General features: G+C 54.8%; 20 protein-coding genes. 14 read left to right on the top strand and 6 right to left on the bottom strand.

Annotated elements, in window-relative coordinates; translation table 11 throughout:
- Positions 1 to 74: 74 nt before the first annotated feature.
- Entirely contained in the window at positions 75 to 815 is a 741-nt protein-coding gene (locus EU557_RS00610; RefSeq protein WP_135528488.1) for an electron transfer flavoprotein subunit beta/FixA family protein, read from the bottom strand.
- 76 nt (positions 816 to 891) lie between these two features.
- On the opposite strand from EU557_RS00610, the gene EU557_RS00615 reads away from it, so the two are divergent.
- The 8 genes from EU557_RS00615 (at position 892) to EU557_RS00650 (ending at position 11,497) form a co-directional block, all read left to right on the top strand.
- A complete protein-coding gene (locus EU557_RS00615) occupies positions 892 to 1,230 on the top strand; it encodes a tetratricopeptide repeat protein (protein ID WP_135528489.1) in 339 nt (112 codons plus the stop codon).
- 134 nt (positions 1,231 to 1,364) lie between these two features.
- The gene (locus EU557_RS00620; RefSeq protein WP_135528490.1) at positions 1,365 to 2,042 is read left to right on the top strand and encodes a response regulator; all 678 of its coding nucleotides are present in this window, start codon (positions 1,365 to 1,367) and stop codon (positions 2,040 to 2,042) included.
- A 154-nt stretch (positions 2,043 to 2,196) separates the two neighbouring features.
- A complete protein-coding gene (locus EU557_RS00625) occupies positions 2,197 to 3,552 on the top strand; it encodes an ATP-binding protein (protein ID WP_135528491.1) in 1,356 nt (451 codons plus the stop codon).
- 196 nt (positions 3,553 to 3,748) lie between these two features.
- A complete protein-coding gene (locus EU557_RS00630) occupies positions 3,749 to 4,840 on the top strand; it encodes an efflux RND transporter periplasmic adaptor subunit (RefSeq protein WP_167855039.1) in 1,092 nt (363 codons plus the stop codon).
- Positions 4,841 to 5,125: 285 nt separating this feature from the next.
- A complete protein-coding gene (locus EU557_RS00635; RefSeq protein WP_135528493.1) occupies positions 5,126 to 6,409 on the top strand; it encodes a TolC family protein in 1,284 nt (427 codons plus the stop codon).
- Positions 6,410 to 6,411: 2 nt separating this feature from the next.
- On the top strand, positions 6,412 to 7,566 hold the full coding sequence (locus tag EU557_RS00640; RefSeq protein ID WP_245326133.1) for an efflux RND transporter periplasmic adaptor subunit: 1,155 nt from the start codon (positions 6,412 to 6,414) through the stop codon (positions 7,564 to 7,566).
- 74 nt (positions 7,567 to 7,640) lie between these two features.
- On the top strand, positions 7,641 to 10,805 hold the full coding sequence (locus EU557_RS00645) for an efflux RND transporter permease subunit (RefSeq protein WP_135528494.1): 3,165 nt from the start codon (positions 7,641 to 7,643) through the stop codon (positions 10,803 to 10,805).
- 365 nt (positions 10,806 to 11,170) lie between these two features.
- Entirely contained in the window at positions 11,171 to 11,497 is a 327-nt protein-coding gene (locus EU557_RS00650) for a DMT family transporter (RefSeq protein ID WP_135528495.1), read from the top strand.
- A 9-nt stretch (positions 11,498 to 11,506) separates the two neighbouring features.
- Here the strand turns inward: EU557_RS00650 and EU557_RS00655 are convergent, their stop codons facing one another.
- A complete protein-coding gene (locus EU557_RS00655) occupies positions 11,507 to 12,070 on the bottom strand; it encodes a Crp/Fnr family transcriptional regulator (protein ID WP_167855040.1) in 564 nt (187 codons plus the stop codon).
- 110 nt (positions 12,071 to 12,180) lie between these two features.
- On the opposite strand from EU557_RS00655, the gene EU557_RS00660 reads away from it, so the two are divergent.
- The 4 genes from EU557_RS00660 (at position 12,181) to EU557_RS00675 (ending at position 17,429) form a co-directional block, all read left to right on the top strand.
- Positions 12,181 to 12,711: a GNAT family N-acetyltransferase gene (locus EU557_RS00660; RefSeq protein ID WP_135528497.1), complete on the top strand. Its 531-nt coding sequence runs from the start codon at positions 12,181 to 12,183 to the stop codon at positions 12,709 to 12,711.
- 177 nt (positions 12,712 to 12,888) lie between these two features.
- Positions 12,889 to 13,791: a DUF5996 family protein gene (locus EU557_RS00665; protein ID WP_135528498.1), complete on the top strand. Its 903-nt coding sequence runs from the start codon at positions 12,889 to 12,891 to the stop codon at positions 13,789 to 13,791.
- Between the two features lie 120 nt (positions 13,792 to 13,911).
- The gene (locus tag EU557_RS00670) at positions 13,912 to 16,383 is read left to right on the top strand and encodes a M1 family aminopeptidase (protein WP_135528499.1); all 2,472 of its coding nucleotides are present in this window, start codon (positions 13,912 to 13,914) and stop codon (positions 16,381 to 16,383) included.
- A gap of 191 nt (positions 16,384 to 16,574) precedes the next feature.
- Positions 16,575 to 17,429, top strand: coding sequence for a transporter (locus EU557_RS00675; protein WP_135528500.1), 855 nt, complete (start codon positions 16,575 to 16,577; stop codon positions 17,427 to 17,429).
- Between the two features lie 86 nt (positions 17,430 to 17,515).
- Here EU557_RS00675 and EU557_RS00680 read toward each other — a convergent pair whose 3' ends face one another.
- Positions 17,516 to 18,772, bottom strand: coding sequence for a M20/M25/M40 family metallo-hydrolase (locus EU557_RS00680; RefSeq protein ID WP_167855041.1), 1,257 nt, complete (start codon positions 18,770 to 18,772; stop codon positions 17,516 to 17,518).
- 182 nt (positions 18,773 to 18,954) lie between these two features.
- Between EU557_RS00680 and EU557_RS00685 the strand changes: the two genes are divergently transcribed.
- Entirely contained in the window at positions 18,955 to 19,407 is a 453-nt protein-coding gene (locus EU557_RS00685) for an META domain-containing protein (RefSeq protein ID WP_135528502.1), read from the top strand.
- 59 nt (positions 19,408 to 19,466) lie between these two features.
- On the opposite strand, the gene EU557_RS00690 is transcribed toward EU557_RS00685, so the two are convergent.
- From EU557_RS00690 to EU557_RS00700, 3 genes are all read right to left on the bottom strand, one after another.
- Positions 19,467 to 20,306, bottom strand: coding sequence for a hypothetical protein (locus tag EU557_RS00690; RefSeq protein ID WP_135528503.1), 840 nt, complete (start codon positions 20,304 to 20,306; stop codon positions 19,467 to 19,469).
- A 123-nt stretch (positions 20,307 to 20,429) separates the two neighbouring features.
- On the bottom strand, positions 20,430 to 23,879 hold the full coding sequence (locus tag EU557_RS00695; protein WP_135528504.1) for a pyruvate carboxylase: 3,450 nt from the start codon (positions 23,877 to 23,879) through the stop codon (positions 20,430 to 20,432).
- A gap of 130 nt (positions 23,880 to 24,009) precedes the next feature.
- Positions 24,010 to 25,005, bottom strand: a complete 996-nt coding sequence (locus EU557_RS00700) for a virulence RhuM family protein/type II toxin-antitoxin system death-on-curing family toxin (RefSeq protein ID WP_135528505.1) — start codon at positions 25,003 to 25,005, stop codon at positions 24,010 to 24,012.
- A 153-nt stretch (positions 25,006 to 25,158) separates the two neighbouring features.
- Here EU557_RS00700 and EU557_RS00705 point away from each other — a divergent pair, with 153 nt between their 5' ends.
- Positions 25,159 to 25,872, top strand: a complete 714-nt coding sequence (locus EU557_RS00705; RefSeq protein WP_135528506.1) for an SDR family NAD(P)-dependent oxidoreductase — start codon at positions 25,159 to 25,161, stop codon at positions 25,870 to 25,872.
- Positions 25,873 to 25,895 lie beyond the last annotated feature (23 nt).

Genomic DNA, 25,895 nt, shown 5'->3' on the forward strand with positions numbered 1-25,895 from the left:
CCACGGCCTCTGAGTGCAACCGGTAAGTGGTTGGCCTCAGACTAGGCTCTAAGTTCTAGAATCTCAATTCTGAGTTAGATTACTTTCGCTTCGTTGCGCAGAAGCTTAATCAGCTCGCCAGCGTTTTCAGCGGGAATGAGCTTCACGCCCTCCTTCTTGGGAGGCAAGGCATAGGTGGCCACCTCGGTGCGCGGAGCGTCACCTACGGGCTCCACTACTTTCAGGGGCTTAGTGCGGGCCGTCATGATGCCGCGCATGTTCGGAATGCGGGGCTCACACATGGGCTGCTGGCAAGAAGCCACGAAAGGCGTATTCACCTCCACAATTTCTTTGCCGCCTTCAATCTCACGCTCCAGGGTGGCGGTGTTACCACTCATGTCGAGCTTCATAGCGGGAGCAACCGTCGGGATGCCGAGCAGCTCGCCTACCATACCGTGCACCTGGAAGCCATTGTAGTCAATGCTTTCCTTGCCCATCAGAATCACATCATAACCGCCATCTTTGGCGATGCTGGCAATTTGCTGAGCCACAAAGAAGGCATCTTTGGGGTAAGCATTCACGCGGATAGCGTCGTCGGCACCAATGGCCAACGCTTTACGAATATTGGGCTCCGTATCGGCCTCACCTACGTTCAGTACCGTAACAGTACCGCCACCCTGAGCTTCCTTCAGCTCAATGGCGCGAGTGAGGGCATACTCATCCCAGGGATTAATAACGAATTGCACGCCGGCCTTGTTAAACTCCTTATTATCGGGCGTGAAGGCAATTTTAGTGGTCGTGTCGGGCACGTTGCTGATGCAAACGAGAAACTTCATCTACGGCTGCTTGTGGTGGAGGAGAAACTAGGGGAAAGTCCCAAATTTGGGGCGAAGATACTGAAAATACTACCTGATGGAAACCACGCCAAGCCGCTTACAACAACTGCTCGCCTTCTACGAAGACGACCCAAATGATCCGTTTACCATTTACGCCATTGCCACGGAATACCGCGAAACGGAGCCAAAAAGGGCCATGGAGTACTATAATAAGCTGCTTGCCGAGCATCCGGACTACGTGGGCACTTACTACCACGCCGGCAAGATGCTAGAGTACTTACAGAAGCCTGATGAAGCAGAAAAAGTTTACCGTCTAGGCCTATCCGTTGCCCGCCGGGCCGGACAATTGCATGCAGCCAGCGAGTTACAGCAAGCCTTAAATCAGTGCCTAGGCCTCGATTACGAGGATGACTAGACCTTTTGGGCTGCTGAACAGCATGCACATGAAGTAACCACTCACTCTGCATTACTGGCAGCAAGAAGTATTTCAGGAATCTTGACATACTTCTTGCGGCTTCGGTCTTGACTTTATTTTGCTTTTACCCCTATATGAAACTCCTACTCGTTGAGGACGAACCCAAAGTTTCCGCCTTTATCAAGCGAGGCTTGGAGGAAGAAGGATTTGAGGTAGAAGTGGCCTACGACGGACGCTTTGGTTTGCAGCTGGCCCTCTCCCACTCCTATGAGCTTATTATCCTCGACGTGATCTTGCCCCACCATAGTGGCCTAGAGGTGCTGGAGGCATTGCGCAAGCACGATCAGCAAACCCCCGTGCTAATGCTCACGGCTCTGGGTACTACCCAAGATAAGCTCCAGGGTTTTGGGGGCGGCGCCGACGATTACCTCGTGAAGCCCTTCGACTTTCCGGAGCTGGTGGCGCGAGTGCGGGCACTTACCCGGCGTCGTGGACAGCAGGTAAAAAGCTCCTTGCTCACCTTCGCCGACTTAACCCTCGATACGGCCGCCAAAACCGTTTCCCGCAATGGGCAACAGATTAAGCTTACGGCCCGTGAGTTTGGCCTGCTGGAGCTGTTTATGCGCCACCCCGGTCGGGTGCTCAGCCGAGCCGAAATTGCCAGCGATGTATGGGAGGAGTCGTTTGATGCTGGCTCTAACGTGGTTGATGTGTACGTGAACTACCTGCGCAACAAGGTGGATAAGGGTTACTCTCAGAAGCTCCTCCACACGGTAGTGGGCATGGGCTACGTGTTGCGGGCCCAAGAGTAAAGTGGTGAAAGGGGAAATTGTGAAGTTGCCGTTTTACTGGCCTAGTCTCGCATATAACGTGGTCTAGACCTCTCCAATACCTCATTGTACTCCTTCACACCCTCACCTTCCATTACTTCGCCGTCTTTCACCACTTCACAATTTCTCCCCTAATATGACCATCCGTAACCGCCTGACGTGGCTCTTTCTGGGGTTGGTAGCGTTTATTCTGTTAGCGGCCATGTCGGTGGTATATATCCTGCAGGCCGACTACACGCATGAGGAGTTTCACCAGCGCCTGCGCGACCGGGCCGAGGTGACGGGGTACGTGTTTCTGGAACAAGATGAGTTGCGAGCCGATGCCTTCCGGGCCTTCCAACACCGCTACTTGCGGACCCTAACCGGAGAGGTGCTGCAGATTTATAACTCCAAGCTAGAGCCGCGCTTTATTGAAGAAGACCAGCGCATCAAGATTCCGGAGAACATCTTGACGCGCATTTTGGTGGAGAAGGAAGTGTACTTCGATCTGGGGCCCCGCCAGGCCGTTGGCCTCTTCTATAATGATAACCAAGGCGAGTACATTATTGTAGCTGCGGCCATAAACCACTCAGGGGCAGCGCGGCTCAAGTACTTGGCTACTATTCTGTTCAGCATTTTTGTGCTGAGCCTAGTGGTTATTTACGTAGCAGGGCGAGTATTTGCAGGGCGGGCGCTGGCCCCCATTGCCGCCGTTAACGACCAAGTGGACCGCATCACGGCGCAGGATCTGCACCTGCGTGTGAATGAGCAGCTCAGTAACGAGCAAGACGAGCTAACGCGCCTGGCCCACACCTTTAACCGTATGCTGGAGCGCCTGGAGGATGGATTTGAAACCCAGCGGACCTTCGTAAGCAACGCCTCCCACGAGCTGCGCACCCCTCTCACAGCTACCATTGGTGAAATTCAGGTGCTATTGACCCGCGAGCGGACTATTGCGTCCTACCAGGAAGGGCTGGCCTCGGTACTGCACGAACTTCAACAACTTAAGTCCTTAATCAACAACTTACTGGAGCTCACGCAGGCCAGCACGGGCAGCGCGACGGGTGATAATATTCGGCTAGATGAGTTGCTCTGGGAGGCCCGAGAAGCAGTAGCGCCCGACCAGCGGCGGCGGTTAAAGATTACACTGAATGAGCTACCCGAAGACCCTAGCTACCTGGAAATACACGGAAATCGGCAGCTGCTGGGCCGGGCTATTACCAACCTGCTTGATAACGCTCTTAAATATTCGGGGCCCGATAAACCGGTGCTAATCAACTTTTCACATCGGGATGGTCACAACTACCTCCGGGTTGAAGACCACGGTATTGGTATTGGGGAGAAAGAGTTACCACAAATCTTCCAGCCCTTCTTCCGGGCCGATAATGCCCGCGGCGTAACGGGGCATGGTGTAGGCCTGCCCTTAGCACGCCGAATCCTGGAATTGCACGGCGGAACGTTACGCATCACTTCCCAGCTAGGCCAGGGCACAGTGGCCGAAGTAATCTTCTAACACGGGCAGCGTGGCCTAGCCCGCTGATTTTTTCGATGGCTCTGAAGGACGGTGAGGCTGGGGCGCTACTCGGCGATTAGGGAGGTATTTCGATAGATAAATACAGGGTTTTCCAGATTCTAATCGGTTTCTAATCCACTTCTAACGGAGCTCTAATATGCGGGCCGTAAGCTTGTGCAGTTTACCCCTGCAGCCTATGATCCGCTTACTTCGTCTTACGTCTCTTTTCTTCCTTCCCTTTAGCTTAGGCAGCTGTTCTGAAGAAGAACAAGTAGTTCCTCCGCAGGCTGCAGCTCCCGCTGGTTTGTCGGCCGCCATGCTGGCTCACTTGGAGACCGATAGTGTGCGGTTGACCCCAGTTCGCGTTGATTTGCATCTGGAGGGCCGGGTAGTGCCGGATGCTGACCGCACTACGGCCGTTTTTCCGCTGGTGGGTGGAGTGATAGAAAAGGTGCCCGTATCGCTCGGCGACCGGGTGGAGCGCGGTCAAGTATTGGCTATTATTCGCAGTACGCACATGGCGGAGCTGGCACAGCAGCGCACCGAAGCCGAGGTAAACTTGAGTACTGCTAAGCAGCGGCTGGCAACAGTACATGACATGCACACTAGTGCCATGGCCTCGGCGCAGGAGCTGGCGCTAGCCCGAGCTGCCCTGCAAAAAGCTCAGGATGAGCTTACCCGCCTGCGCCGCCAAACGGAAGTATATGGTCCTGAAGGTGGGCGCTACGTTCTGCGGGCGCCGCAAGCCGGCATTATCACGGAAAAGAAGGCTGCCGAGGGCATGCAATTTTCGCCGGAGCAGGTGGGAAATCTCTTCACCCTCGCCGACCTACGCGATGTTTGGGTGTTAGCCGATGTATTTCAATCCGACATAGAAAAGGTGCGCACTGGCCTACCGGTAGAAGTACGCACCCTAAGCTACCCCGACCAAGTATTTACAGGCCAGGTAGATCGGGTATTTAACCTACTGAATCCAGAGAGCAAAACCATGCAGGTTCGCGTACGGCTTCCTAACCCCAATCACCAACTCAAACCGGGTATGTATGCCCGCCTGCGCCTCCAAAATACGTCTGCAGAGCAGTTGCCCGCCGTACCCTCTACGAGCTTGGTATTCGCCAACGGGCAGCGCTATGCTCTGGTGGTACAGCAAGGGAAAGCCGTTGAAACGCGCCCAGTGGCTGTGCACTATTCTTCGGGCGGCCTCAGCTACTTACGCAGTGGCCTAGAGCCCGGCGAGCAGGTTATTAGCAGTAACCCTTTGCTGTTGTACAAAGAGCTGAACGACTAAGCACGCGTTGCTTTCCTCTTGCACAACCCGTGTATTCTGTTCGTTTCCTGGGCAGACTGCACGGGTTGTTTTAGTACTAGTACTGGCCAGGCGGCGGCATGTACAGAGCAGCGTGAAAGTATTTGGGAGAATTGCGGGTTGCTAACTACCCAAAAAGGTGCTTCTGCAGGGTTTAAATGGTCTTTCGCCAAAAATATTGATGTTCTAATGTGTTTCTAATTTACCTCTAATTCTCCCCTAATACCGCCACAGTACACTTGCATATCCCTACATCGAAACCAGGATATGCAACGCTTCTTTTGGGCACTGACGGCACTGCTGCTGCTAGGCTCTACCACTCAGACCAAGGCCGCTCCCCTCAGCGCCGATACTGTACGGCTCACCCTCACGGAGGCGGAGCAGCGCTTCACTCAGAACAACCTGAACCTGCTGGCCCAGCGCTACAACGTATCAGCGGCCCAAGCCCAGATTTTGCAGGCGAAGCTGTGGGACAACCCCACCATTTCACTTGAGCAGAACACCTATAACCCCCAAACGCACCGGGTGCTGGATGTTACCAAAACGGGTAACTCCATAGTGCAAGTGCAGCAGCTATTTGCCATTGCGGGTCGCCGCAAGGCCGCTACCAACGTGGCGCAGCAAAACACGCTGGTAGAGCAGTTCAACTTTGAGGACCTGCTGCGGACCCTCCGCTACCAGCTGCGTAGCACGTACTACGACCTTTATTACAAGCAGCAGAGCGTAGGCGTGTATGACAAGGAAGTGGCCAGCTTCCAGCGTACCGTAAACCTGTACCAGGGCCAGTACGACAAGGGCAATATTGCCCTCAAGGAAGTTATTCGCCTCAAAGCCTTCCTGTTTCAACTGCGCAACGAGCGGCAAGCCCTCCTCAACGACATTGCTTCCGAGCAGGCCGACCTGCGCATTCTAATGCGCGACACCAGCGGGGCCTATTACATCCCTACGGCTGATCAGCAACGCCTGAAAGCCCTGACGCTGACCGGCCGCACTGAGGAGCAGCTCATTGACTCTGCCCAAGTAAACCGGGCCGACCTAAAGGCGCGCCAGGCCACTGTGCAGCAGCAAACCCAAAACCTGCGCTACCAGCGCGCCTTGGCTACTCCTGACCTGGCCGTTGGCTACGTGTACGACCGCGCCGGTAACTACATCCAGAACTACAACGCCGTGACGCTGGGCATTGCCGTGCCCATTTTCAACCGCAACCAGGGCAACATCAGGTCGGCGCAGAACCAGATTGAGGTGAGCAAGGCCCAGCTAAGCCAGCAGCAGCTCGTGGTGCAGAACGATGTGCAGGAAGCGTGGCGCCAGGCCCGCCAAACCGACCAGCTTTTCCAGAGCGCCGACCGCGAAACTGGTGACTTCGACCGCCTCATGAAGGGCATTGATGAGAGCTACGCCAAGCGCAACCTCACCATCGTGGAGTTCCTGGACTTCTACGAAAGCTACAAGAACAACCTCGTGCAGCTCAATGATCTGCGGGCCAGCCGCGTGCGAGCTTTTGAACAACTCAACTACGCCGTGGGCCGCCCGGTGTTCAACGCCCAGTAATCATGCGCTCCACTTCCCCAACATCCTCCCCTACTTATTTCTCTGCTTTCAACATGCCCCGCTTTGCCACCCTGGCCACGTCGCTGGCCCTCCCGCTCGCCCTGGGATTGGCGAGCTGCTCAAAAACTGAAGAAGCCGATGCCCCACAGAAAGCGGAAGCCGGCTTCACAATGTCGGACCAGATGCTGCGCGAGCTAAAGATTGACACGGTGCACGCCACGCCCGTGCGCAACGAGCTGGTTCTTTCCGGCCAGATTGCTTCTGATGGCGACAAAACCGTGAAAGTGTACCCGTTGGTGGGCGGCGTGGTGGAGCAGCTAACCGTTGAGCTCGGTGACCACGTTACCAAGGGCCAGGTGCTGGCCGTGATCAAAAGCGGCGAGATTGCCGACCTCCAGAACCAAAGCAGCAGCGCCGGCACCGACCTCGACATTGCCCGCAAAAACCTCTCGGTGCTGGAAGACCAGTACGCGGCAGGCCTAGCCTCGGAGCGCGATGTGAGCCTGGCCCGCCAAGAGCTGCGCAAAGCCCAAGGCAACGTGGGTAAGAGCCGTAAGCAACTGGGAGTATATGGCGTATCGGCCGATGGCACCTACACGCTGCGGGCACCTATTTCGGGCTTCATCACGGAAAAAAACGTGACTGACCACATGCAGTTCAATGCTGACAATGTGGGCAACCTCTTCACCGTCAGCAACCTCGACGACGTGTGGATACTGGCCAACGTGTTCGAGTCGGACATTGCCAAGGTGAAGGAAGGTTACGCAGCCGATGTAACCACCCTCTCCTACCCCGATAAGCACTTCACCGGCCGCATCGATAAGGTATTCAACGTGCTTGACCCGGAGAGTAAGGTGATGAAAGTGCGGGTGCGGCTCAATAACCCCGGCTACCTGCTCAAGCCCGAGATGTACGCCCAAATCAAAGTAGAAAACACCGAAAGCAACAAAATGCTGGCTGTCCCCGCCAAGTGCGTGGTGTTCGACAAGGACCGCAACTTCGTGATGGTGTTCAAGGACCGGAACCACGTGGAAACCCGCGAAGTGCAAATCGCCAAAACTGTGGGCGACGTGAGCTACGTGCAGTCGGGCCTGAAAGACGGTGAACATATCATTGCCCAAAACCAACTGCTGGTCTACGACGAGCTGAACGACTAGCAATAGCCGTTTCCCGCAACTACCCAAGCCACATCAGCTGTGCTTTACTATCGCTTCTAGCTTCTCAGTAAGCCATGAATAAATTCATCCAGGGCATCATTGCCTTTTCGCTCAAAAATCGGGGCTTCGTATTCCTGATGACCCTCGTAACCATCATTGCTGGGGTAATGAGCTACCGGAACACGCCCATCGAGGCCTTTCCGGACGTAACCAACACTGAAATCACCATTATTACGCAGTGGCCTGGCCGCTCGGCAGAGGAGATTGAGAAGTTCGTGACGGCGCCGATTGAAATTGCCCTTAACCCGGTGCAGAAGAAAACGAGCATCCGCTCCACTACCCTCTTTGGGTTGTCGGTAGTGAAGGTAATTTTCGACGATGGCGTGGACGATGCCTTTGCCCGCGTGCAGGTAAACAACCTGCTCTCCCAGGCCGACCTGCCCGAGGGTGCTGACCCCGACGTGCAGCCTCCCTACGGCCCCACCGGCGAAATCTTCCGCTACACGCTCAAAAGCAAGAACAAAACCACCCGCGAGCTGAAAACGCTGCAAGACTGGGTGGTGGAGCGCAACCTGAAAGCCGTACCCGGCGTGGCCGATGTAAATAGCTTCGGCGGCGAGGTGAAGGACTACGAAATCAGCGTAAACCCCGGCAAGCTCCAGGACCTGGGCCTCACCCCCTTAGATCTGTACAACGCCATTCAGCGCTCCAACATCAATGTGGGCGGCGACGTGATCAACCAGGGCCAGCAGAACTATGTGGTGCGCGGTATAGGCCTACTGAACAACATCTCCGATATCAATAACACCGTCATCAAAAACGTGAATGGGGCGCCCATTCTGGTGAAGGATGTGGCCATTGTGCACGAGTCGGCGCTGCCGAAGCTGGGCCGCGTGGGCCGGGGCCTGAACGACGACGTGCTGGAAGGCATAGTGGTGATGCGCAAAGGCGAAAACCCCTCGGAAGTTATTGCCCGCCTAAAGGATAAGGTAGCCGATCTGAATGACAAGATTCTGCCGTCGGACGTGAAAATCCAGACCTTCTACGACCGGCAGCAGCTCATTGACTTCTCCACCGAAACGGTAATCCATAACCTGCTGGAAGGCATAATTCTGGTAACGGTTATCGTGTTCGTATTCATGGCCGACTGGCGCACCACCGTCATCGTGTCGGTTATCATTCCGCTGGCGCTGCTGTTTGCCTTCATCTGCCTGCGGTTGAAGGGTATGTCGGCCAACCTGCTGAGCATGGGCGCCATTGACTTCGGTATTATCATCGACGGGGCCGTGGTGATGGTGGAAGGGCTCTTTGTAGCCCTCGACCACAAAGCCCACAAAGTAGGCATGGAGCGCTTCAACAAGCTCGCCAAGCTAGGCCTCATCAAGAAGACTGGCCGCGACATGGGCAAGGCTATCTTCTTCTCCAAGGCCATCATCATCACGGCCCTGCTGCCCATCTTCTCCTTCGAGAAAGTAGAAGGCAAAGTATTCTCGCCCCTGGCTTGGACACTGGGCTTTGCTCTGCTGGGTGCCCTAATTTTCACGCTCACGCTGGTGCCGGTGCTCACCTCGCTGCTTCTCAAGAAGAATGTAGTGGAGAAGGATAACTTCTTCGTGCGCGCTATTAACCGCGGGGCGCAGCGCTTCTTTGCCTTCACCTACGCCCGTAAAACTGCCAGCCTATTGGTGGCTACAGTAGCAGTAGTGCTGGGCATGGGTGCCTTCCACTTCCTGGGCTCTGAGTTCTTGCCCGAGCTTAACGAAGGCTCTATCTATGTGCGGGCTCAGTTACCGCTGAGCATCTCCCTGGATGAGAGCAACAAGCTGTGCAACGAGATGCGCCGGGTGTTCCTGTCGTTCCCGGAAGTGGGCGACGTAGTAAGCCAGACCGGTCGCCCCAACGATGGCACCGACCCCACCGGCTTCTACAACAACGAGTTCTTGGTGCAGCTCAAGCACACTCCTGAGGTGGAGGCTGAGATGAAGCATAAGGATAAGCGCGAAGCCCTGATTGAGCACATGAAGGAGAAGCTCAACCGCTTCCCCGGTGTAGACTTCAACTTCTCCCAGCCCATCACCGACAACGTGGAGGAAGCTGCCTCGGGCGTTAAAGGCTCTATTGCCGTGAAGATTTACGGCACCGACCTGAAACTAATGGAGGAAAAAGGCCGCCAGGTGTATGGCATCCTGAAAAACATCAAGGGCATTGATGACCTGGGCGTGCTGCGTAACATTGGGCAGCCAGAGCTGCACGTAGAGCTGGATGAAGGCCGCATGGCCAGCTACGGCGTGAGCAAGGCCGACGCTAATGCGGTGCTGGAAATGGCCGTGGGCGGCAAGCAAGCCTCCCAGATGTACGAGGGTGAGCGGAAATTCCCCATCCGGGTGCGCTACCAAGAGCAGTTCCGTCAGAGCCCCCAGGAAATTGCAGCTCTCATGGTGCCCACACAAAACGGCAAAACAATTCCACTCTCTGAAATTGCCAAAATAGAGGAGGTAAACGGCCCTTCGCTCATCTACCGCGACGACAACCAGCGCTTTGCCGCCGTGAAGTTCTCCATCCGGGGCCGCGACATGGGCAGCACCATTGAGGAAGCCCAGAAGAAAGTAAACCAAGTGGTAAGCCTGCCGAAAGGCTACACCATGAAGTGGACGGGCGACTTTGAAAACCAGCGCCGCGCTACCCAGCGCCTAGGCCAGGTAGTACCCGTTTCGCTGGCCCTGATTTTCTTCATCCTGTTCATTTTGTTTGGGAATCTGAAGGATGCAGGCCTAGTGCTGCTGAACGTGCCCTTTGCCATCATTGGGGGCATTGCGGCCCTACTCATCACGCACACCAACTTCAGTATTTCGGCCGGTATTGGTTTCATTGCTCTGTTTGGTATCTGTATCCAGAATGGTGTAATCCTGATATCAGTGTTCAAGCAGAATATGCTTCGGAAGATGAGCCTCGACCGCAGTATTGCCGATGGCGTAACCAGCCGGGTGCGCCCCGTGGTGATGACGGCCCTGATGGCTACTATTGGCCTAATGCCCGCCGCCATCAGTACCGGCATTGGCTCCGAAACCTCTAAGCCGCTGGCTATTGTAGTAATTGGCGGACTGATAACGGGTACCATCCTGACCCTGTTCATCTTCCCCTTGATCTTCGAACGCACCTACCGCGCCCAGCACACTCACTACGGCGACGATCCTACGCTGCACCCCGAGCGGCACCATGAGCCAGCACTAGCCCACTAAGCTACAAACTAAGGCCCAGCCCTTTACTGAGTCCTTATCTGAGTCTGCACAAACGCTTCGGCCACCGGTCGGAGCGTTTGTGTTTCTATACGTAGCTCAGTGTAAGCACTGACGGCGCAAACCTCCACGATGCTGGTGTACTTGTACTCAAGGCACAACCCTGTAGCCAAGCGGTTTGCTGCCAGTTCCCTGCCTTTTGTTGGTTGGGGCAGAGTGGCCTAGGCCACCCTATTCATCCTGTTTCGCCTTGATGCTAGTTGGACCAACCTATCAAATCACAGCTTTTGACCGTGTCGATTTTAGCATTGGTTAAAAGAAAGGTGTAGCTCGGCGCGGACCTTTGCCTCCACACTTTCTCTTTTGCTATGCAGTGGTTGTTTTTAGTACTAGCTGGCTTGGCCGAGGTTGCCTTTACGTTCTGCTTGGGCAAAGCTAAACAGGCTGTTGGCGCCGAAGCCATTAGCTGGTATTTGGGTTTTGGAGGCTGCTCAGCCTTGAGTTTTTATTTACTCAACCTCAGCCTAGCGCAAATACCCCTGGGTACGGCCTATGCAGTCTGGACGGGTATTGGGGCCGTAGGCACGGCCGCGTTGGGCATATTCGTGTTTGGCGACCCGCTGACTGGGCCGCGTCTTTTCTTTCTCAGCACGCTCATTGGGTCGGTACTGGGGCTGAAAGTCGTGTCGTCCTGAGTTGAGTAGTTACTTCAGTTTAGTGCGCACGCGGCTCAGCGTTACCTGTGTAATGCCCAAGTACGACGCAATGTGGCCTAGCGCCACCCGCTGCACTAAGTGCGGGTTTTGTTCAAGCAGCTCGGCATAGCGTTCTTCCGCAGTGCGAAACTGCCGCGCAATGAGTTGCTGCTCCGTTTGCAGCCACACCCGCTCTACCATTACCCGGCCCCAATTGGCTACGTGCACATCTGTGTGGTACAGCTGCTGAAGTGCGTGCGTGTTGATCCGGAACAGACCGCTGTCTTCTAGCAATTCAATGGTTTCGTAGCTCACCGCTTGCTCAGTATAGCCGCGAATAGAGACTAGTACTGCACCTACTGAGGAAAACCAGAAGGTCACTTCCCGATCTGCCCGCCGGGCGAAGGCCCGGGCAAGCCCCCGCTGCACCACGTAGATGTGCTGAGCAAGTTGGTCATCACGGAATAAGGTGGTGCCCTGCGGCAATTCTACATATTCTGCCAAGGCCAATACTTTGTCGAGAGAGGCAACCGGCAACGGATACGTGGTTTGCAGGATTTCTGAGAGGGTCATGGGCTGCAGTGCAAGGGCAAAAATTACCGAATATCCCACGAACAAGAGTGCCATTGGCAATTTACCCGATGAGTGTAGCTCAACTTCCTACCAGAACATATCATAACAACATGGAACATGTCTCCCTGCGAAAAGCCTCTCTGTGCGACGTTATTTCATTGCAACAGATTGGCCGTCAAACCTTCCAGGAAACATTTGCCGCCAGCAATTCAGAAGATAATATGAGGGCATATCTGGAAGAAGGATTTTCAGCCGCAAAGCTGACGGCCGAGCTGCAGAACCCTGAGTCAACGTTTTATCTAGCTGAGTTGAACAGCACGGTTATTGGCTACTTGAAAGTCAATACTGGGGCGGCGCAAACGGAGCAGCAAAGCGCTGCTAGCCTGGAAATTGAGCGTATTTATGTATTGCAGGCCTACCACGGCAAAAAGGTAGGGCAGGTGCTGTATGAGCAAGCAATGCAACTAGCTACGCAAGCCCAAGTTGACTTCGTGTGGTTGGGCGTGTGGGAGCAAAACGCACAAGCCATTCGGTTTTACCAGAAAAATGGTTTCGACGAGTTTGATAAGCACGTATTTCAGCTGGGTGACGACGCACAGATCGATATCTTAATGAAAAGAACCTTGACAAGTGCTGCTTGAGTAACCAGCCGGCAATTTCATGGCTCAACTCCGTTTTGCGCCCACCTCTACGGCACTACAAGCTTTCTTAAACCCCAGTTACTTAGCAATATACTGTAGCGCTACAATTCTAGGCTTATCCCTATCTTGAATAGGCATCAAGCCCAATCGTGGTGTTTCTCAGCTCAATATCCTTCAATGCCTCAGCAACCTACCTCCTGGCCAGCCTTGCCCGCGTCTGAATGGGCCGACACGATGGCTACTTTACACATGTGGACGCAGATTGTAGGCAAGATTCGGCTGGCGCAAACGCCGCTGGTAAACCATTGGTGGAACGTACCGCTCTACGTTACGGCCCGGGGCCTCACCACTTCGGCCATGCCATATGAGGAGCGCAGCTTTCAGATAGACTTCGACTTTCTCGCCCACGAGCTTGTCATCAGCTGCAGCGACGGCGCCGAGCGTCGTTTGGCCTTGCAGCCACGTTCCGTGGCGGCGTTCTATCGGGAGGTGATGGAGCTGCTAAGCCAGTTGGGTATCACTGTCAAGATTTGGCCCGTGCCGGTGGAGCTAGAACACCCCATTCCATTTTTGGAGGATGAGCAGCATGCCAGCTACGCCCCCGAGGCTGCTCAGCGGTTTTGGCGCAGCCTTACCCTGATTGCCCCAGTTTTGGAGTCGTTTCGGGCGCAGTTCATGGGCAAGTGCAGCCCCGTTCATTTCTTCTGGGGCAGCTTCGACTTAGCGGTTACGCGCTTTTCCGGCCGCTCTGCTCCACCCCGCGAGGGCGCCGATTCTATTACCCTAGAGGCCTACTCGCATGAGGTCATCAGCCACGGCTTTTGGCCGGGCGGCAATGGGCAGGAAGCCGCTTTCTATGCGTACTCGGCACCTGCCCCAGCTGGCTTCGCAGAAGCGCCGGTGCAGCCCGCGGAGGCCTATTATAGCCCGGAGCTGGGGGAGTTTTTACTGCCCTACGCTGCAGTACGCCAAGCGCCAGACCCGGCAGCATATCTCCGCCAGTTCCTGCAAAGCACATATGACGCCGGCGCCACGCTAGGTCACTGGAATCGGGCTGAGCTGGAGAGGCACTCGGCGTAAGGCTCGCCCTCGCTCCGGTTAAGAACTTGGGGCTGGCAGCGACTAGGAAATCAGGGCAATTGGCTGCAGGTTCTGTGCTAAAAAGTTTGCAACTAGCAGCCTAATCCTATCTATCCTTTCATGACCAAAGCTTTCCTGCTAGGCCTAGGCCTGCTGGGCGCAGTTCCGGCCTTTGCCCAAAGCCCGGCGGCCCGCCCCGACTCGGCTGCTCTGCTCCCCTACCGCGAATCAGCCCGTAAAATCAACGCCTTGGTGCACACCAAACTCGATGTGCGCTTTGACTACGCCAAGCGCTACCTCTACGGCCGCGAGTGGGTAACCCTGCAGCCAGTGGCCTACGCCACCGACTCTCTGCGCCTCGATGCCAAGGGCATGGATATTAAGTCGGTGACGATGGTAAATGGCAACGATGCCAAGACCCTGCGTTTCGACTATAACCAGGAGCAGATGCTCGTGCATCTGGACAAGCTTTACGCACCCGGCCAGCAGTACACCGTGTACATTGAGTACACGGCCAAGCCCGACGAGCTGAAAGTGAAAGGCAGCGCCGCCATCTCGGATGCCAAGGGCCTGTACTTCATCAACCCCGATAGCACGGAGGCCGGCAAGCCCCGCCAGATCTGGACCCAGGGCGAGACGGAAGGCTCATCGGCTTGGTTTCCGACCATTGACCGGCCCAACCAGAAAACCACGGCGGAAATTAGCATGACGGTGCCTGCGCGCTATGTCACGCTCAGCAACGGTCGCCTCGACTCGCAGAAGCCTAACAACGACGGCACCCGCACCGATACCTGGAAGCAGGAGCTGCCCCACTCGCCCTACCTGTTTATGATGGCGGTGGGCGATTTTAAAATTGCCAAAGACACGTGGCGCGGCAAGGAAGTGAGCTACTATCTCGAGCCCAAGTACGCCCCCTTCGCCAAGCAGATTTTCGGCAACACACCCGAAATGCTGGAGTTCTTCTCCCAGCGACTCGGTGTAGACTACGCCTGGAACAAGTACGCTCAAATTGTGGTGCGCGATTACGTGAGCGGCGCCATGGAGAACACCTCGGCTACGCTGCACGGCGACTTCCTGCAGAAGGACGCCCGTGAACTGCTAGATGCCGAGTACGCCAACGGAGAATCGGTTATTGCGCACGAGCTGTTTCACCAATGGTTTGGTGATTTGGTAACGGCCGAAAGCTGGAGCAACCTCACGGTGAACGAGTCATTCGCCGACTTCAGCGAGGCGCTCTGGGCCGAGCACAAATACGGTCAGGATGCTGCCGATGCGCACGCCTATATGAACATGCGCAACTACCTGCGCAGCCCGGCTGATGCGCAGAAAACCCTGGTGCGCTTCCATTATGCCGATAAGGAAGACATGTTCGATCTGGTAAGCTACCAGAAAGGTGGTCAGATTTTGAACATGCTCCGCAGCTACCTTGGCGACGACGTATTCTTCGCGGGCCTGAAAAAGTATCTCACCGATAACCGCTTTGGCAATGGTGAAGCGCACCAGCTACGCCTAGCATTAGAAGCCACCTCGGGCCAAGACCTGAACTGGTTCTTCAACCAGTGGTACTTCAGCCCGGGCCACCCAGTGGTAAGCATTGATTACGGTTGGGATGCCGCCCGCAAGGAGCAAACCGTAACCATCAAGCAAAACCAGCCCGGCCAGGTATTCCAGTTGCCGCTGACCGTTGATCTGTACGTGAACGGCAAGCCGCAGCGCCACACCGCCATGCTGCGCCAGCGCACCGAAACGCTCCGCTTTGCTGCGGCCAGCAAGCCTACTCTAGTGAACGTAGATGCTGAGAAGGTGCTGCTGTGGCAGAAAACAGATAATAAGCCTTTTGAGGAGTTCGTGTACCAGTACAAGAACGCGCCCCGCTTCGTTGACCGCCGCGAAGCAGTGGCTGCTGCCGCTACTCGCCCGACTACGGATGCTGCCGCTCGGGCCCTGCTTATTTCTGCCCTCAATGACAAGTACAGTGGCCTACGCCAGACGGCAATAGCGGGTCTTAAACTAGATGACAAAGCCGTGCAGAAAGCCGCCGCGCCGGTGCTTCGGCGTCAGCTAGCTCAAGAGAAGAACACCAATACGCAGGCCGCTATCCTGACTGCTCTCGCTCAGATGAAGGACAAGAAGGACGAGAAGCTGTTTACACAGTCACTCAACAGCCAGTCGTACTCGGTGCAGGGTGCTGCGCTGCGCGGCTTGGCCTCGGTGCAGCCTGCCAAGGCTCTGGCCCGCGCCAAAGCACTACAGAACGATACCCACGGCGCTATCAGCAACGCCGTGGCCAGCGTGTACGGCCAGTACGGCGATGCCAGCACCTGGACGTATTTGCGTGACCGGTTTGATGCGGCCGGCGTGCAAGGCAAATTCAACATGCTGGAGAGCATGGCCGATTTCATGACCCGTCTCAACGATGCTACGGTACTGCGCGAGGGTGTGGAGCGGATGCAAAAGCTAGCCGTAGAGTACAAGAAGTATGGCGTTGATGAGCCCATTCTTGGGCTACTCGATAAGGTAAGCAAAGGCAAGCCCGCTGATCAGCAAGCTACCGTTCAGCAAGCCATGCAAGCCATTAAGCAGGCCCCCTAGGCCAGTATACTTTCTTGGCTTTTTCAAAAGAGACCCAGCGTAGCCGGGTCTCTTTTTTTGTCTCTAATGCCCTAATAAGCGGCTGTTTGAGCCTTAACTAGCTTATTTGCGCTGCTACGGCAATTAAGCATATAGGTTTCACGCTATTGCGAAAAATTGAACTTTAAAAGTGAGTAGTGTGTCGGGCATAAATGAGAAAGACCATCCTGCTGACCGCCGCCGGGCTTACGCTCGCTGGCCCGGCCCGCACCCTGGCCCAGACCACTGACTATCGGTTGGATAATGGCGACTCGCCATTTGTGCGCTTGATTCGCCCGGACCGTCCGGGCCAGACCATCACCACGAACATGCTTTATCCGGGCCAGTTTCAGCTTGAAACCGGCCTAAACAGCTACGACCGAACTAGCAGCGTGGGCTACGCCGGTCGTTCTGCCTGGGGCAACACGCTACGGGTGGGCTTCTTCAATCACATTGAGCTGCGCGCCACGCAGAATTATTTGCTTACTCCCGGCGGCGCTAGGCCACTCTCTAGCGAAGGAGCCCCAACCACTTATACCGGGCCAACTGGCTTTGCTCCACTCAACGTAGGTGCAAAGTTTCTGGCCTCCACGGTGCAGAACAGCCGCTCGCAGGTAGTAGTGCTCCTCGATATGAACCTGCGCAACGGCGACGCGAGCTTCGGGGAGAAGCAGTACGAACCGGGCGGGCGTCTGCTGGTGTCGCAGCAGATTGGGCAGCGCTTCGGGCTGGAAGGCAACTTTGGTTTCCGGCAGCGAGGCTTTAAGGCTGAGGGCACCAAGCAAGGGCAATACCTGACCACGTTGGCTCTGAATGGCCCGCTTACCGCCTCTAACCACTTGGGCTTCTTCGCCGAAACGTACGCAACCTGGCAGCGGCAGCAAGGTTGGCTACCAGGCGTAACCTCCGGCCTCTACTGGCGGCCCCTACCCGGCTTGCGCTTTGACGTGACGGCGGGCCACGGTCTAACCGGTGCTGCGGGCGGCTTTAACATTGGTGGCGGGTTGAGTGCCCGCTTCGGCAAGTAATAACCTACCCTACTAAAAGCCCTAGGCCACTCTACACGCTTGCGGTAGAGTGGCCTAGGGCTTTTATAGACGCTTGAAGGAGAGGCTTATTGCTTCACTTGCTCGGGCGCAATACGAGTAGGGGTTTGCTTACCGGAAATAATGCCAGCAGCACTGCGGCCAATGGCTGATATTACCGCCGTCATGTTCGCTAAATCCAGCGACTCTACCTCATCGTTTACGCTGTGGTACAGTTTGTCGGTCGGAATCTGGTCGGTGCTGATGGTGTGCGCAGGCACTCCCAGCCGAGCCAATGTGGCATTGTCGGAGCGGTAAAACAGGTTTTGTTCTGGGTAAGGGTCAGGTTCAAAACGAAAGACTGCGCCTTTTGTGCTTTCCTGCAGCAGCTTGCCAAAATCCGACTTATCAAAGCCAGTGATGAATGCGGTATTGGGTCCAAACTTGGCTTGTTTACCAATCATCTCAATATTGAACATAGCAACCACTTGCTTCGGGTCGAGCTGCTGTGAGAAATAACGGGCCCCAAAGCCCCCAATTTCTTCGGCGGCAAAGGCTACGAACACCAACGTGCGGGCATTGTCAGCTTTTTTCTTGAAATACTCAGCCAGCGCAACCACGGCGGTAGTACCACTCGCATCATCATCAGCCCCGTTGGCAATAGAGTCACCTTGGACCGCCGGGATGATGCCCAAATGATCATAATGGCCACTGAATACTACCTGCTCGGCGGCCTTGCTAGCATCTTTGCCAGGTAATACGCCTACCACATTGCGCAACTCTACCGTCCGGATAGTGGTAGTAGCGGCCACCCGGAATTTTACGGGCGCAGGTGGCGGGGTTCCTAGCACAACCAGGGTTGTAAACTCAGCTGGCTTATCGACCCGCAAACCGCCCCGCTTCACGTACCCAGCCAGACGATTGAAGTTGGTAGCCTGGCTAGGATCCACGAACACAATGCTATTCTCGCGAGGATCTAGTAGTGGCCGTACTTCTCGCATGAGGTTGCCATCGGCAGCCACGGTAATAATTTTAGGGGCTGGTTCGTCAGAATCCGTCCAGTTCAGGTGAGGTTTGCCAGAAATCAACAACACCTTATCGGGGGTGATATTAGTGCCGTTTATGTTCACAAACGCCGCCGTACGCACTTCATACGTCGGAAACGATTGCGCATAACTACTAAGGCCTGAGATAGGCTCTAGGCCTATACGTTGAAATTCACTAGCCAGAAAATCCGCTGCCTTTTGGGCGCCTGGTTTTCCTGATGCTCTCCCTTGCATATCATCTGCGGCAAGGGTGCGTAACACCCGTTCAACGGTAGCCGGCGCTACTCCTGGAGCAGGCATAGCAACCGTTTTCCGCTGCCCCAGCGCAGTTTGCGTACAATAGAATAAAAGGGAGATAAAAAGGAAAGTTTTCATGGCCTAATGTAGCCATTTTGTCCTATTCCAAGCTAGTGCTACATGTGCTTCCCGCATCATTTTTCAGACCGGATTTGCATTTTTGTTGTACCCTACTCGCCCACCTTATGCAATTAGCTCGCTCTTTTCTCTTCACCGGCTTCATTCTCAGCTTTTTACTTGGCTCATGCCAGCCAAAGCTTACTCCTGCCATTTCAAGTCCTACTCCACCACCCGCCACTCTCCATACCACCCGCTGGATGCTCTACTGCCTAGAGGCTCAACCCGTAGCGGCTAATCCAGAACGGGAAATGTACCTGCAGCTGAGCGCCACTGAAACTCAGGCCGAAGGACAGGCAGGGTGTAACCAATTCCGAGGTTCTTTCACATTGCCCTCAGAGGGCAAACTCCATTTCGGATCGCTACTCTCTACCAAAATGGCCTGTCCCGAGCTAGCCCTGGAAAACCGATTTCTAAACATACTCAGCACTACCCGCTCCTACCGCATCAGTGGAGACACATTACGCTTTTACAGCGAAACCACTGTAGCTCCTGTGGCCGTTTTCTTGGCAAGCAAATAAGGAGAAAGCTGCTCCCTTCACAAGGGAGCAGCTTTCTCCTTATTTGCTTGCCAAGAAAACTATCTCCTTGCTATTAGTTGAAATGCTGAAACTAACTCTTTTTCTGAACTAACTATTACGCTATTAGATAGGCCTGTAATGTTTACTACTCCTACTTGCTCAAGTGCTTTTTCAAGGCCTTTTCGGCTAAGCTTTACTGTCCCAGCCTTGCCATTAGAAGCAAAAACGTAGTACTCCGTTTTTGCCAAAATCTGGTCTGCATTGCTTCCTGTATTGTAGCTAACCTCCTGGGTGGCACGTGTCATATTTTTTTTAACGCGCTTTAGCAGAACAACTTCCTTTCCTTCGGATAGAACTTCAAAATATGCATCAACTATTTTAGAATCTTGAACAAAGCTATATCGTCTATATAATTTGTCGACTGGTTCCATTAAGGGCTTAAAGGTCATATCATGTAGTATAAACTCTTTTACAAGCCCAGAAGCCAATATTATTGAATCGCCTTCCTTCCGTAATGCTACCAGCTTATTTTCCATAATGTTATACTTGATCGGAACGTCTTTCATTACCTTATCACTTTGCAAGCGCAGGTCTGCCTTTTGCCAATATTGTGATAAAAATGGCGTGCCTTTTACACCTGAATAACGGTGATTAAAAATGTAATAAGTATCGTCAGCAGCATTATTAGCTATACGAAGTTGATCTACTGCTTGCTGCTCTTTGTTAGCCACAGCTGTGGCTTGAGCTTGTCCATAGCAGCGGAGACTTGTAGTATATAAGCTGCAGAATAATACCAAGTATAACTTGCTTCTTTTCATCATAGTCAATTTTGTCTTCCTTGCAATTAGATGTTTGATATACCTGAAGTTCGCTTTCGTATTTTGAGCACTATTTTTCATACGCTCATATATTAGCAATAGCGATTTTATCTCGCCGTAATATATAAAATAGTAACTACAGATGAGTGCTTTGCGAAGCTATTATAGTCTATTCATTACTTAGTCAAATGTATGTATCCTATTTTAAGCTAACGTCAGGACTAAGTCATCAGAGTTTACCAGGGTGCCTTCGCCGAGGTGCACCCCCTTTACTATAGTGTCTTCATTGGCCGTGATGGTGGTTTCCATTTTCATAGCCTCAATGATGAAGAGCGGCGCGTTACGCTTCACCTCTTCGCCATCTTTCACCAGCACGCGAGAGAGCATGCCCTGGAGCGGCGCCCCAATTTGTTTGGGGTTGGCCTTATCCACTTTGGCATTGTGCACGCGCACTACCTCCACGCTGTTGTCGCGGACTTCTACGTTGCGGGTTTGGCCATTGAGGTTAAAGAAGATAGTGCGGTTGCCGTCTTCGTTTACTGGCCCGATGGACTGCAGGCCTACGATGATGCTCTTGCCCTTGGCGATATCGATGATGGTTTCCTCGCCGGGCTCTAGGCCATAGTAGAACACTTGGGTTGGGATAATACTTACCTCACCGTACTGCTGCAGGTGGGCCCAGTATTGCTCAAACACTTTAGGGTAGAGCAGCCAGGAGAGCAGATCGGTGAACTTGCTCCGTGTGCCAAACTTCTTCTCGAACTTCTGCCACTCGGCCTCGAAGTCGATGGGGGCCAGGTGTTCATTGGGGCGGTCGGTGAAAGGTTGCTCATCTTTCAGAATTGCTTTCTGCACGTCCGTAGGCCACCCTCCTTCCGGCTGGCCAATATCGCCGCGGAACAGTTCCCGCACAGATTCCGGGAAGTTTAGGCCCGGTCCCTTCTCCAGCACGTCGGCCGTAGTGAGGTTGTTGGAAACCAGGAACAGCGCCATATCGCCCACCACTTTCGAGGACGGCGTCACTTTCACGATGTCGCCGAAGAGTTGGTTTACATCAGCGAAGGTGCTCTTAATGGTTTCAAATTTATCGAGGAGGCCTAGGGCCGCCGCCTGGGGCCGCAGGTTAGAGTACTGCCCTCCGGGAATCTCGTGCTGAAACACCTCCGAGGTGCCCGCCTTCAAGTCTGACTCGAAGGGGTAGTAGTACTCGCGCACGGTTTCCCAGTAGTTGGAAAACTCGTTGAGAGAGTACTGGTCGTACTCGCGGTGGCGCGGCTGGCCCCGCAGCATTTCCACGATGCTGTTGAAGTTGGGCTGCGAGGTAAGACCCGAGAGGCTACCCAGGGCCACATCAATTACATCTACGCCGGCCTCTACTGCTTTCAGGTAAGTGGCTGCCTGCAGGCTGCTTGTGTCGTGGGTGTGCAAGTGAATGGGCATATCTACTGTGTCGCGCAGAGCCGTAATGAGCTCTTGGGCGGCGTAGGGCTTCAACAGGCCGGCCATATCCTTGATACAGAGAATGTGCGCGCCGGCATCTTCAATCTGCTTGGCCAGGCGCAGATAATACTCGAGGGAGTACTTGCGGTTGCGCTTGGGGTTGAGAATGTCGCCGGTATAGCAGATGCTGGCTTCGGCGAGCCGGTCGGTTTTGTTGCGCACGAAGTTGATGCAGGCCTCCATGCCTGGCATCCAGTTCAAGGAGTCAAAGATGCGGAACACGTCGATGCCAGTTTCCGCAGCCTGCTGCACAAAGCGTTCAGTCAAGTTGTCGGGGTACGCTTTGTAGCCCACACCGTTAGCTCCGCGAATAAGCATTTGGAGCAGAATATTTGGCACAGCTTTGCGCAGCTTGGCGAGACGGTCCCAGGGGTCTTCGTGCAGGAAACGCAGGGCTACATCGAAGGTGGCGCCGCCCCAACACTCCAGCGAGAAGGTTTGAGGGTGCTGCTTGGCGTAGCGCTCCGCCACCTTCAGCATATCGAAGGTGCGCATGCGGGTGGCCAGCAGGCTCTGGTGCGCGTCGCGCAGGGTGGTGTCGGTGTAATGAATGGCGTTATCGGCCCGCAGCCACTTGGCAAATTCATCGGGGCCTAGCTCCGTGAGCTTGTCTTTGGTGCCGGGCGTGTAGGCCGCTGCGGAATCATATTGGGGCAGGCGTGGCTTGCGCAACTCGTGCTTGGGGTCCACGTGGCCTTTCACGTCGGGGTTACCATTCACAATCACGTCGCCGAGGAAGCTGAGCACCTTGGTAGCACGATCTTGGCGGGCCTTGAACTTGAATAGCTCGGGGTGGTCTTTGATAAAGTCCACGTTGGCCTCCCCCGCCGCGAAAATCGGGTGGGCGATGATGTTCTGCAGAAACTGAATGTTGGTGCGCACCCCGCGCACCCGGAACTCATCAAGGGTCCGGGCCATCTTTTGGGCGGCATCGGCCAGGGTTGGCGCGTGGGTAGACACCTTCACCAGCAGGGAGTCGAAGAAAGGCGACACTTTTACACCCGTGTATACCGAGCCCTGATCGAGGCGAATGCCGAAGCCCCCCGCCGAGCGGTACGCCGTGATGGTGCCGTAGTCGGGCTTAAACTCGTTTTCGGGGTCCTCAGTCGTGATGCGGCACTGAATAGCGACGCCATTCTTCATAGGCTTCGTATCCGATCCTAGGCCTATTTCCTTGTCACTTAGCCGCCGCCCATCAGCAATGTGGATCTGTGTTTTAATCAGGTCGATGCCGGTAATCATTTCCGTCACGGTGTGCTCTACCTGAATACGGGGGTTCACCTCTATGAAGTAGATTCGGTCGTGCTCGGGGTTGACCAAGAATTCCACGGTACCCACGTTGTTGTAGTTCACGGCCCGGCCCAAGCGCAACGCGTACTCGTACAGCAAGTGGCGCATGTGGTCGGGAATGTTGAGCGAGGGTGCTACTTCCACCACCTTCTGGTAGCGGCGCTGCACGGAGCAGTCACGCTCGTAGAGGTGCACTAGGCCACCGTGGTTATCAGCAACGAGCTGCACTTCAATGTGCTTGGGCTGTTCCACAAACTTTTCCAGAAACACGGTATCATCGCCGAAAGCCTTGAGGGCCTCATTACGAGCCTCGAAGAACCCTCTTTCCAGCTGCTCATCGTCGCGGATTACGCGCATACCCCGGCCGCCGCCGCCGGAAGCAGCTTTGAGCATCACGGGGTAGCCAATGCGGTGGGCCTCCGTAAGAGCTACCTCTATATCCGTTAGGTCGGCTTCGCTGCTTTCGATAATGGGCACCTGGCACTGCACCGCCACGCGCTTGGCGGCTACCTTGTCGCCGAGGGCTTCCATCACCTCGGGGCGCGGCCCCACGAAGATGATGCCCTCCTCACGGCAGCGGCGAGCCAGCGTGGCATTTTCGCTCAGGAAACCGTAGCCGGGGTGAATGGCATCCACGCCGTTTTCCTTCGCCATCCGGATGATGCCTTCGATATCGAGATAGGGCTTCAGGGGCTCATCATCCCGACCAATCTGGTAGGCCTCATCAGCTTTATAGCGGTGCAGGGAGTAGCGGTCCTCGTAGGTGTAGATGGCCACGGTAGTAATGCCTAACTCAGTGGCAGCCCGAAGTACACGAATGGCAATCTCGCCCCGGTTGGCGACTAACAGCTTACGGATGTTCATACGAAACAGCAGAGTTTAAGGAAGTAGGGAGGTGATGCAAACTACGCAAAGCGAACCACAGAGTTAGCGAATTTTAGCTGAAACTTATTTTTTCGCAATATTACTTTTGAGTTATATGGTGCTACTCGGGTTAGTTTTCCTGATTGATTAGGTTTACCACAAGCTTCACCATTACGTCTTTATCCTCGGGCTTGCTCTCCGCAATCAGCAGCGTGAGAGCCACCAGCGCGTTGTCAGCCAGCCGGCGTGAGCCGTCTGGTTTGTAGAGGCACTTGTTCTTATCCATGAACCACACGAAGAGAAAAGCGGCAATGCGTTTGTTACCATCGGAGAAGGAATGATTTTTCACCACGAAATAGAGCAGGTTGGCGGCCTTCTCCTCGACGCTTGGGTAGAGTTCTTCACCGTCAAAGCTTTGATAAATAGTGCGCACTGAGCTTTGGAACGACTCATCTTTCTCGCGCCCGAACAGTACACTGCCACCAAATTGCTGGCGAAGGCCATTTACGGCCTGTATGGCGGCCTCGTAGGTAAGCTCGAACGGTGTATCGGGCGAGGTGCCCGTTATGCGCAGCCGCTGATGGTCGTACTGGTCCAGCACATCGAGGGCACGGGCGTAGTCACTGAGGACCCGCAGCAGAGCCGTAGTTTGATCGGGGGTTAGCTCCTGGCTTTCCAGCAGTTCGCCCTGTAGGCGCAATAACCGCTTGAGTTCGGTGAGTTGGCGTGCGTCTTCGCGCAGGCGCTTTTCATTGAGCGCGTAGCCTTGTACCAAGTACTGCCGCAGCACCTGTGTGGCCCACTGCCGGAACTGCGTGCCCTTTCTTGAGTTCACGCGGTACCCGACGGATATGATGACGTCGAGGTTGTAGTGCTTAACACGCCTAGTTACCTGACGCTTTCCTTCCAGCCGAACTACCGAGTATTCCTCGGTAGTTGACGCAGCCTCTAATTCTTCTGTGCGGAATATATTCCGAATGTGTAGGCCTATTGTATCTGAGTCCTTGTCAAACAGCTCAGCCATTTGCGCTTGAGTAAGCCAGATGGTCTCGTTTTGCAGCTGTACATCCAGCTGGGTTTGGCCATCGGCCGATTGGTAGAGGAGGATGTCCTGAGTGGGCTCCATGAAGGTAGGTTGGAAAAAAGAGGGCGACTTGGCAAGATGATGAATCAGAGCTTGTAAGGCAAACCGATCATCGGATTTGCTACAATGCCCACAGGCCTAAACTTTCTCTGAACGGTTCAGTTAGCATCTACTCCTTCTCACCTAAACTGCTCCATGAAGTTTGCTGACAAAAATATCCTCGTAGTAGGGGCTTCCTCCGGCATAGGCCTAGCCACCGCCCGCCTGCTCCACGACTTGGGTGCCACCCTCTACACCGCCTCACGCCACCTCTCGCCCGAATTAGCGGAACTCAACACCACCTTCCTGGAGGTAGACGTAACGCAGCCGCTAGGCCAGTTGCTAGATGGATTGCCCGAGGTGTTGCACGGCGTGGTCTACTGCCCCGGCAGCATCAAGCTGAGGCCCTTTGAGCGCATTCCGGCCGAGGATTTCCGCAGCGACTTTGAGCTGAATGTGATGGGTGCCGTACAAGTCCTGCAGGCATCTATGAAGCGCCTGAAAAAAGCCAACGGTGCCTCGGTGGTACTGTTTAGCACGGTGGCAGCCGAAACGGGCATGGCTTTTCACGCTAGCATTGCCACTGCCAAAGCTGCCGTAGAGGGCCTTACCCGCGCCTTAGCTGCTGAGTACGCTGCCAGTGGTATCCGGGTGAATGCGGTAGCTCCTTCCCTCACCAACACGCCGCTAGCTGCTGCCCTGCTCAGCACGCCCGAAAAGGTGGAAGCTGGCACCAAGCGCCACCCGCTACAGCGCATCGGTGAGCCTCAGGACCTGGCCTACATGGCGTCTTTCCTGCTCTCCGACCACAGCTCCTTCATCACAGGTCAGATTATGCCCGTAGATGGAGGCATGGGGCGGCTGAAGTAAGAGTTCTTCCGGCCCCAATCAAC

Origin of the sequence: Hymenobacter wooponensis (assembly GCF_004745865.1) — a bacterium.
GTDB classification, from domain to species: domain Bacteria; phylum Bacteroidota; class Bacteroidia; order Cytophagales; family Hymenobacteraceae; genus Hymenobacter; species Hymenobacter wooponensis.